Consider the following 11,506-nt stretch of genomic DNA (forward strand, 5'->3'; position numbering starts at 1 on the left):
CAGCCGAGCGGCCGGGAGCGCCCCGGATCAGCCGAGCGCGCGCGGGCGCAGCAGGCGTGCGAGGGCGTGCCGGAGCCGCCCGTGCGCCGGGCGTCCGGCGAGCACCGCGCGGAAGCGGCGGTGCTCGCGCAGCTCACGGATCACGGCGACGTCATGGCGGCCCGGCGCGGGCGGCGCGGGCTCACCGTGCTGACGGGCGCGATGGCTGTCGAGGAGGTACTGCTGGGTGATGCTCATGACGGATGGCCTTCTCGGGACGTTGGGTCGATCGCCGACCGAACACCGGCTGATCACTGGTCGATCACTGGTTGATCGCCGACTGATCGTTTGCTGATCGCCGGCTGATCGCTGACTGTCACCGTTCGCTCGGTGACTGATCGGGCTCCGCGGCTGCCCCGGTGCCCCAGACTGCTCCGCTCCGCCGGGGAAGTCGCGCCGATTGACGCCGCACGTCAATCGAGGTCCTGGCTGTCGGTGGCGGCGGGCACCATGGGGGCATGAGCGTGCGCATCGACATCACGGGGCTGCGGCCGGAGAGGATCTCCGTCGTCACCTCGCCCCTGGCCGAACTGGGCATGGCGCTGCACGCGCTGTCGGAGCCCGGTCATCATCCCGGGCTGCAGGGCTGGGTGACCGGCGTGACCTCACGGCTGGACTCCCACCTGGCCGACCGGATGTGCGAGGCGGACTTCCTCTGGCGCTCGACCTTCTCGGACCTGTTCCTGCCGTTCGCGGGCGTCGCGGGCCGCGACACGCTGCCCGGTGCCACCCTCGCCGAGGATCTGGACCTGCTGGACAAACTGACGGACGAACAGTTCGTGGACGCCGCCATGGAGTTCACCTGCGCACTGCCCTACTGCTCGCGCGGCCCCTCCGCGCTCCACGACCCCGAGGTGCGCCGCCGAGCGCTGGAGCTGGCCGCCTCCCGCGGCCCCCGGCAGGTGCGGTTCGCCGAGCGGCTGCTGGCCGACCCGCCGAGGATCCGGGACTGGCTGCGGCAGTTCGTGCGGGACTGCGAGGAGGCGTTCTTCGCGGACACCTGGTCCAGGCTGCGGCACCAGCTCGCCGCGGACGCCCGCCACAAGACGGACCTCCTGCTACGCCGGGGGCTGGCCGAGGCGCTGGAGGCGGTGTCGCCCACCGTGACGCTCGACCGGGAGGCGGCCACGATCACGGTCGACAAGCTGGGCAGCGGCCGTTCGGCCACGGCGGACGGCGGCCTGCTGCTCGTGCCGACGAGCCTGGGCTGGCCGCACCTGAGCGTCCTGCACCGGTACGGCTGGCAGCCGGTGCTGCACTACCCCGTCGGCTCCCCCGAACTGGCCGCCCCGCCCTCGGTGGAACAGCTCGCGCTGCGGATGACCGCCCTGTCCCACCCCGTGCGCATGCGGCTCTGCCGCCATCTGGCGCGCAGCGCCTACACCACCGGCGAACTGGCCCGGATCCACGGGATGACCGCCCCCGAGATATCCCGGCACCTGGGCCACCTGAAGAAGGCGGGCCTGGTCACCACCCGCCGCCGCGGCCGGTACGTGCTGCACCAGCTGGACGTCACCGTCGTCGCCCGGCTGGGCAGCGACTTCCTGGAGGGGATCCTCCGATAGCGGGGAGCGGACGGCGACAGGCGGTGGCGGCTCCCGCCGCGGTCAGCCGTGGCCGCCCGCGCGCACCAGCCCCGTCTCGTACGCCAGCACCACCACCTGCACCCGGTCCCGCAGGCCGAGCTTGGTCAGGATGCGGCCCACATGGGTCTTCACGGTCGCCTCGCTGAGCACCAGCCGGGCCGCGATCTCGCCGTTGGACAGACCCTGCGCGACCAGGACCATGACCTCGCGTTCCCGCTCGGTGAGCCGTTCCAGCTCCTTGTGCCGGGGCTCCGCGCCGGCGGAGGGCAGCATCGGCGCGAAGCGGTCCAGCAGGCGCCGGGTGGTGGAGGGCGCCACCACCGCGTCACCGCTGTGCACGGCACGGATCGCGGCCAGCAGGTCACCGGGCGGCACGTCCTTGAGCATGAACCCGGAGGCGCCCGCCTTCAGCCCGGAGAAGGCGTACTCGTCCAGGTCGAACGTGGTGAGGATGAGCACCTTCGGCGCGTCCGGCTCCGCGCAGATCCGACGGGTGGTCTCCACGCCGTCCAGCTTGGGCATGCGGACGTCCATCAGGATGACGTCGACGGCGGTGGTCCGCAGCGCCTGGAGGGCCTCGACGCCGTCGCCCGCCTCCGCGACGACCTCCATGTCCGGCTGGGCGGCGAGCACCATCCCGAATCCGGTGCGCAGCAGCACCTGGTCGTCGACGAGCATCACGCGGATCGTCATCGGGTCCTCTTCCATGTCTTCGGTTGCCGTCCCTGTGCCGTACGCCGTCTCCGGTCGCCTGGCCAGGGGTGGTGCGGGGTGGTACGCCCGGGTGGTGCGGGGTGGTACGCCCGGGTGGTGCGGGGTGGTACGCCCGGGTGAGCACGGGGGAACACGCCAGGGGTGGTGCGGGGATCGACGGGCGCGTGCGGCCCGGTCAGTGCGCCGCTTTGAGCGGGAGCAGAACGCTGATGCGGAATCCTCCGCCCGGACGCGGGCCGGCGTCCAGGGTGCCACCTACCATGCCGACCCGCTCGCGCATGCCGATCAGGCCGTGCCCCTGCCCGTCGACACCGCCCTCCTCGTACAGCTCGTGCGGGGCCCCCTTGCCGTCGTCCTCGACCAGCAGGCCGAGACCGTCGTCGAAGTAGACCAGCCGTACGCTCGCGCCCGCGTTGGGACCGCCGTGCTTGCGGGTGTTGGTGAGCGCCTCCTGCACGATCCGGTACGCCGTCAGCTCCACTCCGCTGGGCAGCGGACGCGGAGTGCCCTCCACCTTGAAGTCGACGGGGAGGCCGGAGGTACGGCACTGCTCGACGAGGTCGTCGATCTGGTCGACGTCGGGCTGCGGGACGTACTCGCCGCTCTCCTGGTGCTCACCGGTGCGCAGCACCCCCAGCAGCCGGCGCATCTCGGCCAGGGCCTGGCGGCCGGTGGAGGAGATCGTCTCCAGGGCCGCCTTCGCCTGGTCGGGGGCGGCGTCCATGACGTAGGCGGCGCCGTCGGCCTGCACGACCATCACCGACACGTTGTGCGCCACGACGTCGTGCAGCTCACGCGCGATCCGGGCGCGCTCGGCGGCCACCGCGACCTTCGACTGCGCCTCGCGCTCCTTCTCCAGGCGGGCCGCACGCTCCTCCAGCTGGGCGAAGTAGGCGCGCCGGGTGCGGATGGAGTCGCCGAGCACCCAGGCGAGGGCGAACGGCACCGTCTGGAAGACCGCTATGGCGACCTGCCCGGCGAACGTGCTGTGCTCGCTCGGCCAGCGGATCTGCGCCACGGACGCCGCGCAGAGGCTGACCCCGAGCGCGAGGCGGGAGGCCCAGCGCGCGCCTATCGCCGAGACCGTGTAGGTGATCACCAGCATGGCGAAGTCGGCGGTGGTCGTCTCCACGTCCAGGACGAGCTGGACCAGCCCGGTCCCGAGGGCGAGCAGCAGCATCGGCTCGGGGAGACGGCGGCGCAGCGCCACCACGACGCACAGGGCGACGGAGACGGCCATCCCCTCGACGACGGACCCGTGGTGGTCCCGCGTCCCGTCGAGCGTGACCACGCTCAGCCCGGACATCCCGAGGAGGACGACGGCCCAGAAGGCGTCGACCCACGTCGGGTGACGGCGGAGGAAGTCATAGAGGCGCTGCACGTAACCCAGAGTAGGGAAACCGGATAGGTGCAGGGGTCAACCGGAGGGCCGATCCGCGCCGGGCGCGCGTACTCCGCAAGGTGGAGGCCGTGATCATCTGTGCGCCTAGTCTGTTCCGGTGACGGATGAGACGACAGTGGGCGGCCCCCGGGAGAATTCCGGCCCGCGCGGCTGGGGCGCGGCGGCCGGGGAGGCGCTGTACGGGCCCGGCGGCTTCTACCGGCGCCCGGAGGGCCCCGCCGGTCACTTCCGCACCTCCGTGCACGCCTCTCCGCTGTTCGCACGCGCCGTGGCCCGGCTGCTGTGCCGGGTCGACGCGGCGCTCGGACGGCCCGCGGTGCTGGACTTCGTCGACATGGGGGCCGGGCGGGGCGAGCTGGTCTCCGGGGTGCTCGCCGCCCTGCCGGCCGACGTGGCCGCACGCGCGCGCGGGCACGCCGTCGAGATCGCCGACCGCCCGGCGGGACTGGACGAGCGGATCACCTGGCGGAGCGAACTCCCGGACGCGGTCACCGGGCTGCTGTTCGCCAACGAGTGGCTGGACAACGTCCCCGTGGACGTCGTGGAGGTGGATTCCGCGGGCGTACCCCGGCTGGTGCTCGTCGCGCGGGACGGCTCCGAGCGGCTCGGGGAGCCGGTGGCCGGCGCGCAGGCCGACTGGCTCGCGCGCTGGTGGCCGCTGCCGGCCGAGGAGGGGCTGCGGGCGGAGATCGGCCTGCCCCGGGACCTCGCCTGGGCATCAGCCGTGGACCGGGTGGTACGGGGGCTCGCGGTGGCCGTGGACTACGCGCACACCCTGGACACGCGCCCTCCGTTCGGGACGCTCACCGGCTTCCGGGAGGGGCGCGAGACGCCACCCGTACCGGACGGCTCGTGCGACATCACGGCGCACGTGGCGCTGGACGCGTGCGCGGCGGGACCGGAAGCGCGCACCCCTTCGGACACCACACGCACGCCCCCCGCTCCGGCACACAGCCCCTTGGGCCCGGAAGCCACGCCCGCCACTCCGGCGTACGTGCCGTCCCGCGCGCCGTCGGGCACGGCGCGCGGGACGGACGGGACAGCGCGTGAGCTTTCCGGGGCACGCCTGCTGACGCAACGCGCGGCACTGCACGCCTTGGGCGTCACCGGCGCACGCCCCCCGCTGGCGCTGGCCTCCACGGACCCCTCCGCCTACGTACGCGCCCTCACGAGCGCCGGGGAGGCCGCCGAACTCACCGCACCGGGCGGCCTCGGCGACTTCGGCTGGCTGCTCCAGCCGGTCGGCATCCCGGACCCGCTGGAACCTCAGCCACAGCCGTAGTCGTAGCCGGGGCCGGGTCCCCGGAGCCGCCTCGCGAAAGAGCCACGCCCCGCCGCCCGACCCACCGACCCGGCCGCCCGGCCCGCCGACCCGACCTGCCGGCCCTGGTGCCGCTGCCGGCGGGGCGGTCCGCCGGCTCGGGCGACGGCTACTTGTCGATGTCGCCGACCACGAAGAACAGCGAACCCAGGATCGCCACCATGTCCGCCACCAGCGTCCCCGGCAGCAGCTCGGTCAGCGCCTGGATGTTGTTGTACGAGGCCGAGCGCAGCTTCAGCCGGTACGGGGTCTTCTCGCCCTTGCTGACCAGGTAGTAGCCGTTGATGCCGAGGGGGTTCTCGGTCCACGCGTACGTGTGGCCCTCGGGTGCCTTCAGCACCTTGGGCAGCCGCTGGTTGACCGGACCGGGCGGCAGCTGTGCCAGCCGGTCGAGGCAGGCGTCGGCGAGGTCCAGGGCGTTGTGCGTCTGCTCCAGCAGGACCTCGAAGCGGGCGAGGCAGTCGCCCTCGTCCCGGGTCACGACCTTCAGGACGTCCTGGAGGTCGCCGTAGGCCAGGTACGGCTCGTCGCGGCGCAGGTCGAAGCCGACTCCGGAGGCACGCGCGACGGGCCCGCTCACGCCATAGGCGTGCACCGCCTCCGGGGTGAGTCTTCCGACCCCACGGGTGCGCCCCCGGAAGATCTCGTTGCCGAGCACCAGGTCGTCGAAGACGTCCATGCGCGAGCGCACGGCGGCGACGGCCTCACGCGCGCGTGCCGCCCAGCCGGCCGGCAGGTCCTCCTTGAGGCCGCCGACGCGGTTGAACATGTAGTGCATGCGGCCGCCGGAGACCTCCTCCATCACGTTCTGGAGTACCTCGCGCTCCCGGAACGCGTAGAACACCGGCGTGATCCCGCCCAGTTCCAGCGGGTACGAGCCGAGGAACATCAGGTGGTTCAGCACCCGGTTCAGCTCGGCCAGCAGCGTGCGCGTCCACACCGCCCGCTCGGGGACCTCCATGCCGAGCATCCGCTCCACGGCGAGGACCACACCGAGCTCGTTGGAGAACGCGGACAGCCAGTCGTGCCGGTTGGCGAGCACGATGATCTGCCGGTAGTCGCGTGCCTCGAAGAGCTTCTCGGCCCCCCGGTGCATGTATCCGATCACCGGCTCCGCGCGCAGGATGCGCTCGCCGTCCAGCACCAGCCGGAGCCGCAGGACACCGTGCGTGGACGGGTGCTGGGGTCCGATGTTGAGCACCATGTCGGTGCTCTCCGCCGCGCCGCCGATACCGACCGTGGTCTCCGTCGTGGGAGTCATGGAGCCAGTTTCCCCTACGTACGCTGGCCTCATGGAGACGGGGAGCCCGGAAGAGACCGGAGCAGCGACGGACCAGCCGGTGTGGCGGGGTGTGCAGCCCGGCCTGCTGCGCGTGCGCCGGCTGCTGCTGGTGGTGTGGACGGGGGTGCTCACGGTGGCCGCGGGGCTGCTGCCGGGGCTTCTTGCGGGGCCTGCCTGGGCGGCCTGCGCGCTGCTGCCGCCGGTGTTCGCGGCCTGGTGCTGGCGGCTGCTGGGACGCAACTGGCGGTCCTGGCGGTACGCGGAGCGCGCCGACGACCTGCTGATCAGCCGTGGTCTCCTGTGGCGCGAGGAGACGGTGGTGCCCTACGGGCGCATGCAGCTGGTGGAGGTGACCTCCGGGCCCGTCGAGCGGCGGTTCGGGCTGGCCACCGTACAACTGCACACGGCCGCCGCGGCGACCGACGCGACCATCCCCGGCCTGGACCCGGCTGAGGCGGAACGACTGCGCGACCGGCTCACCGAGCTGGGCGAGGCACGATCGGCGGGCCTGTGACACCCCCGGACGACGCGCCCCGCACGACCGGCACGGGCGACCCGACGGGCACGAGCGACCCGACCGGCGCAGGCGCCATGGCGGGCTCGGGTGACACGGCGGGCACAGGCACCACGGCGGGCTCGGGTGACACGGCGGGCACAGGCACCACGGCAGACTCGGGTGACTCGGGTGACTCGGCAGGCACGTCTGACGACACCGGCACGGCGGACGCCACCGGCACGGCGGACGACACCGGTGACATACCGGAGCGCGCCCCCGTCACCGAGCGCCGGCTGCACCCCGTCACGCCCTTCCGCCGGGCGTGGGCGCCCCTCGCCGTACTGGCCGGCTGGGCCGTGCACGACCCGGGCGGCGCCCAGGAACAGCTCGCGCGGCTGACCCACACCGTGCTCCTGCTGGGCCTCGCGGTACTGGTGCCGGCGGCCGGCCTCTACGGCTTCCTGTCGTGGTGGTTCACGCACTACGCGGTCACCGACACCGAACTGCGCATACGCACCGGCCTGCTGTTCCGGCGCACCGCGCACATCCGGCTGGAGCGCGTGCAGGCCGTGGACGTCTCCCGTCCGCTCCTCGCGCGCGTGGCGGGTGTCGCCAAGCTGCGGATCGACGTCGTCGGCGCCGAGGACAAGGACGAGCTGGCGTTCCTGAGCGAGCGGGAGGCGCGTGCCCTGCGCGCGGAACTGCTCGCCCGCGCGGCGGGCTTCGCGCCCGAGACGGCCGGGGAAGTCGGCGAGGCACCGGCGCGGGCGCTCCTGCGCGTGCCCCCGCGCGAGCTGGCACGCTCCCTGCTGCTGACGGGCGCCACCTGGGGCTCGCTGTGCGCCGCGCTGATCCTGCCCACCGTGCTCTGGCTCACCACCCAGAACGTGTGGACGGTCCTCGCCAGCGCCCTTCCCCTCCTCGGCGCGGCCGGCGCGAGCAGTGTCGGCCGGTTCGTCACCGAGTTCGACTGGACGGTGAGCGAGTCACCGGACGGGCTGCACATCGACCACGGGCTGCTCGACCGGACCCACGAGACGGTGCCGCCGGGCCGGGTCCAGACCGTGCGGATCGTGGAGCCGCTGCTGTGGCGGCTGCCCGGCTGGGTGCGGGTGGAACTGGACGTGGCCGGGTCCGCCAACTCGGTGCTGATCCCGGTCGCCCCGCGCGCGGTGGCCGAGTCGGTCGTCGCGCGCGTGCTGCCCGGCGTGACGGTGCCGGCGGAACTGTCGCGGACGCCGCGCCGGGCCCGGTGGTGCGTACCGGTGTGGTGGCGCGGGCACCGGCTGGCGGTCACCGGGACGGTGTTCGCCGCCCGCAGCGGCCTGCTGTGCCGTCGGCTCTCGCTGGTCCCGCACGCCAAGGTGCAGAGCGTACGGCTCACCCAGGGCCCCTGGGAGCGCCGCTGGGGCCTCGCCGACGTCCACGTGGACACCGGGGCAGGCAAGAGCGTGACGGCCCGGCTGCGGGACGCGGAGGAGGCCGCGCGGCTGCTCGGCGAACAGGCGGAGAGGTCTCGTACGGGCCGCAGGGACGCCCTCCCGGACCGCTGGATGACGGCCGGCTGACGCGCCGCCCCGCCCTCCACGCCCTCCACCCGCGATCGCCACCTGCCCCGGACACCGCCCGGCCCCCGGCCTCCACCCGCCCCGGACACCGCCGCGCCCCCGGCCTCCGCCTGCCCCGGACGCCGCTCACGCCCGGCCCACGCGTCGGGCCCGGCTCCCCTGGCGGGAAGACCGGGCCCGGTGTGCCGGTGGGTGCGGCCGGCTCCGTTCAGGAAACGTGTGCCGGTGGGTGCGGCCGGCTTCAGGAAACGTGTGCCGGTGGGTGCGGCCGGCTTCAGGAAACCGCGCTGCGCAGCCCCTGTATGTCGATCTGCTCGGTCTCGTCGTGCGCCGTCAGGTCGATGACCTGACCGACCCCACGGGACCGCTCGTCGGCCTGCTTGAACCCGGCCTCCGACTCGGCCTTGTGCACGGCGAGGGCCTCGGGCCCGACCACGTCGGCGAGGTCCTCGTTCTGCACGGAGTCCAGCGCGGCGTTCGACGCGCCCTTCTGGGTGCCGAAGAAGTCGAAACCGCCCTGTACCGCCGGTCGGCGCGCCGGCCCGGACGGTACGACGGCCACCGCGGTCGGCACCGTGAAGTGCCCGGCGGGCGGCCGGCCCACGGCAGGGGCGAGTTCGGCCGCCGGCGGGACACCGGCGCCGTCCCGGACACCGCCCACGGCGCCCTCCCCCGTGGTGGCGGCCCCGGCCTCGGAAACGGCGCCCTCGGGCACCTCCGGCCCGGCCGCCCCATGCGCCGTGGCGCCCTCGCCCGTCGGCTGTCCCCCGGCCGCACCGGCTGCCTCGGACCGCCCCACGGACTCCGGCGCGCCACCGGACCCAGGGACGGGCTCGGCGCCGCCGAACGACTCGGACCCGCCCGCGGACCCGGCAGAGCGCTCGGCCCCTGACCCGGCCGAGGACTCGGACCCTGACCCGGCCGAGGACTCGGACCCGGCCCCGCTTCCGAACTCGGCCTCGGCCTCGGCTCGGCTCCCGGCCTCGGTCTCGGTCTCGGCCCCGGCCTCAAGCGGCGCCTCCCGGTCGAACCCGGCCAGAGCCTTCAGAGCCTTCCGGTACAGCGGGCCTCCCGCGGCGGAGAACACCGCCGGCACGGCCGGCCCGTCCTCGGACGCGCCGCAAGCCTCGGCCGTCCCGGAACCCTCGCCCGTCCCGGAACCCTCGGCCGTGCCGGAACCCTCGCCCGTCCCGGAACCCTCGGCCGTGCCGGAGTCCTCGGTGGGCCCGGAACCCTCAGCGGGCCCGGAGGTCTCGGACGGCCCTGTGGTGGCGCCGGCCGTCGCGGACCCGGCGCCGCGCGCGGGCGGCAGGGCGGGCCGGCGCGCGGACGTGGGGCCCGGCTCGGACGGGACCGCTTCGATCTCCAGCAGCCGTCGTCCCTCCAGGGCGCTGGCGCGCTCGGTCTCCGCGGTGGCGTAGCGGCGCAGCAGCGCGGCGTGCTCGTTGCGCAGGCCGGCCAGTTCGGCCCGCTTGGCGCGCAGCCGCTGTTCCAGCTTCGCGCGCAGTTCGCGGGACTCCTCCAGATCGGTCTCCAGTTCGGCGACCCGTTCCTCGTGCCGCCACTCGTCACCCGCACGCGCGCGGGTGAGTTCGGCGACCTGCCGGCCCGCCTGGGTGTCCCAGCGGCGCATCACGACGGCGCCGGCGACCGCGGTCGCCGCGGCGACGGCGGCCAGCACCCGCAACACCGTGGCCTCGGAGAACGCCCAGGGGCCCAGCGCACAGACGACGGAGACGCCGGCGATCGCCGAGGGAGGCAACAGCCGGTGCAAAGGAGGGGAATGGCGGTGGCGTCCACGTGGCATGGCCAGAAACTTACCGCGCGTAGGCGAATCGCGGGCCCCCGCCCCGTAAAAACACGGCCACACCTCCGGCTTCACGGGGCGTCAGGGGCACCGGCCGCTCAGTGGTCGACGAGCCGCCCGCTCAGCCACTGGAGGGTCGGCGGGATCTCGCGCTTCCAGGTGTTGAAGTTGTGGCCGCCGCTCTCGAGGATGATCGACGAGATCCTGGTGCGGTTCGTCGCCTGGACACGGTCTATGAACTTCATCGTGTCCTTGTAGTTGTGCTCACCGACCTTGCTGCTCGTGACGAGCAGGGAGGTGTCCGGCGCGGCCTCGTGCTCCAGGAGCCACCACAGGTCGGCGCGGTTCTCCAGCTTCTTGTCGCCGTGGAAGAGGTCCCCGGTCGTGGGGTCGATCGGCGCCTTGTAGTACGCCGACAGGCCCGCGCCGGCGGTGTACACGTCGGGGTGGTGCATGGCGAGCTTGAGCGCGCAGTAACCGCCCGTGGAATCGCCTACGACGCCCCAGCTGCCCGGCTGCTTGCCGACCCGGTACTGCGACTCGACGGCATTCGGCAGGTCCTTGGCGAAAAACGTTTCTGTCTGCGGGCCGTCCGGCACGTCCACGCACTCGGTGTCCCGCGGCGGCGCCACGGTGGGGCGCAGCATGACCAGGATCATCGGCTGCATCCGCCCGTCCTTGGCCAGCCGCTGCGAGGTGCTCGGGTAGTTCAGCTTGGTCACCAGCGACTTGGAGGTACCCGGGTAACCCGACAGGACGACCGCCACCGGGAAGGTGCGCTTGCGGTACTGGGGCTGGAAGTACTCCGGCGGCAGGTACACGTAGGCCGGTGCGCCGATGTGCGTCGTGCGGCCGACGATGTCCACCTTCTGGACCTGCCCGACCAGCTCCGGCCGCGTGCCGCGCACCCCCGGAACGTTGGAGGTGGACACCACCTGGAGCGGACCGCCGGTGCTGCCGTTGACGGAGTGGTCGACGACGACCCCCTGGTCCGTCTCCGTGCCGAACAGGTCGGCCCAGCTGGCGTAGAAGCCGAACGACTGGTTGGCGGCGAGCCCGACCGAGGCGAAGAGCGCGACCTGAGTGAACAGCATCAGACCGACCCGTCCGCTGACGGCCCGCCAGCTGCGCCGGGCCAGGCGCGGCCACAGCCACACCGTGCCGATGAAGAGCACGGCGGCGAGGACTATCGCCAGCACCAGCAATTTGTTGCTCGTGAGACCCATGAGCTGTTTCCTGCCTGCGCTTTCCGCCCGGTTGCGCCCCCGCATGGTCGCGAGGGTTTGCCCGG

10 protein-coding genes are annotated in these 11,506 nt (G+C 73.6%); 4 read left to right on the forward strand and 6 right to left on the reverse strand.

The window, feature by feature from the left end; translation table 11 throughout:
* Window positions 1-27 precede the first annotated feature (27 nt).
* Window positions 28-237, reverse strand: coding sequence for a hypothetical protein (locus tag GT045_RS20830; protein ID WP_161335083.1), 210 nt, complete (start codon window positions 235-237; stop codon window positions 28-30).
* Between the two features lie 260 nt (window positions 238-497).
* On the opposite strand from GT045_RS20830, the gene GT045_RS20835 reads away from it, so the two are divergent.
* Complete coding sequence (locus tag GT045_RS20835) at window positions 498-1,604, forward strand: DUF5937 family protein (protein ID WP_161292038.1); 1,107 nt, start codon at window positions 498-500, stop codon at window positions 1,602-1,604.
* 42 nt (window positions 1,605-1,646) lie between these two features.
* Here GT045_RS20835 and GT045_RS20840 read toward each other — a convergent pair whose 3' ends face one another.
* Window positions 1,647-2,318, reverse strand: coding sequence for a response regulator transcription factor (locus GT045_RS20840; protein WP_161292036.1), 672 nt, complete (start codon window positions 2,316-2,318; stop codon window positions 1,647-1,649).
* Between the two features lie 196 nt (window positions 2,319-2,514).
* Window positions 2,515-3,720 (reverse strand): sensor histidine kinase, encoded by a 1,206-nt coding sequence (locus GT045_RS20845; RefSeq protein ID WP_161292034.1) that lies wholly within the window; start codon window positions 3,718-3,720, stop codon window positions 2,515-2,517.
* A 118-nt stretch (window positions 3,721-3,838) separates the two neighbouring features.
* Between GT045_RS20845 and GT045_RS20850 the strand changes: the two genes are divergently transcribed.
* The gene (locus GT045_RS20850; protein WP_345942702.1) at window positions 3,839-5,023 is read left to right on the forward strand and encodes an SAM-dependent methyltransferase; all 1,185 of its coding nucleotides are present in this window, start codon (window positions 3,839-3,841) and stop codon (window positions 5,021-5,023) included.
* A 148-nt stretch (window positions 5,024-5,171) separates the two neighbouring features.
* Here GT045_RS20850 and GT045_RS20855 read toward each other — a convergent pair whose 3' ends face one another.
* The gene (locus tag GT045_RS20855; RefSeq protein ID WP_161335084.1) at window positions 5,172-6,323 is read right to left on the reverse strand and encodes an NADH-quinone oxidoreductase subunit D; all 1,152 of its coding nucleotides are present in this window, start codon (window positions 6,321-6,323) and stop codon (window positions 5,172-5,174) included.
* 31 nt (window positions 6,324-6,354) lie between these two features.
* On the opposite strand from GT045_RS20855, the gene GT045_RS20860 reads away from it, so the two are divergent.
* Together GT045_RS20860 and GT045_RS20865 are read left to right on the forward strand one after the other, a co-directional pair.
* Window positions 6,355-6,858 (forward strand): PH domain-containing protein, encoded by a 504-nt coding sequence (locus tag GT045_RS20860; protein WP_161335085.1) that lies wholly within the window; start codon window positions 6,355-6,357, stop codon window positions 6,856-6,858.
* A gap of 77 nt (window positions 6,859-6,935) precedes the next feature.
* Window positions 6,936-8,408 carry a PH domain-containing protein gene (locus GT045_RS20865; protein ID WP_237538747.1) on the forward strand — a complete coding sequence of 491 codons (1,473 nt, stop codon included), beginning with the start codon at window positions 6,936-6,938 and terminating at the stop codon, window positions 8,406-8,408.
* Window positions 8,409-8,682: 274 nt separating this feature from the next.
* Here GT045_RS20865 and GT045_RS20870 read toward each other — a convergent pair whose 3' ends face one another.
* Together GT045_RS20870 and GT045_RS20875 are read right to left on the reverse strand one after the other, a co-directional pair.
* Entirely contained in the window at window positions 8,683-10,215 is a 1,533-nt protein-coding gene (locus GT045_RS20870) for a hypothetical protein (protein WP_202528584.1), read from the reverse strand.
* A gap of 98 nt (window positions 10,216-10,313) precedes the next feature.
* The gene (locus tag GT045_RS20875) at window positions 10,314-11,441 is read right to left on the reverse strand and encodes an alpha/beta hydrolase-fold protein (protein ID WP_161292590.1); all 1,128 of its coding nucleotides are present in this window, start codon (window positions 11,439-11,441) and stop codon (window positions 10,314-10,316) included.
* Between the last annotated feature and the right edge of the window lie 65 nt (window positions 11,442-11,506).

Origin of the sequence: Streptomyces sp. SID486 (assembly GCF_009865385.1) — a bacterium.
In the GTDB taxonomy this organism is placed as follows: domain Bacteria; phylum Actinomycetota; class Actinomycetes; order Streptomycetales; family Streptomycetaceae; genus Streptomyces.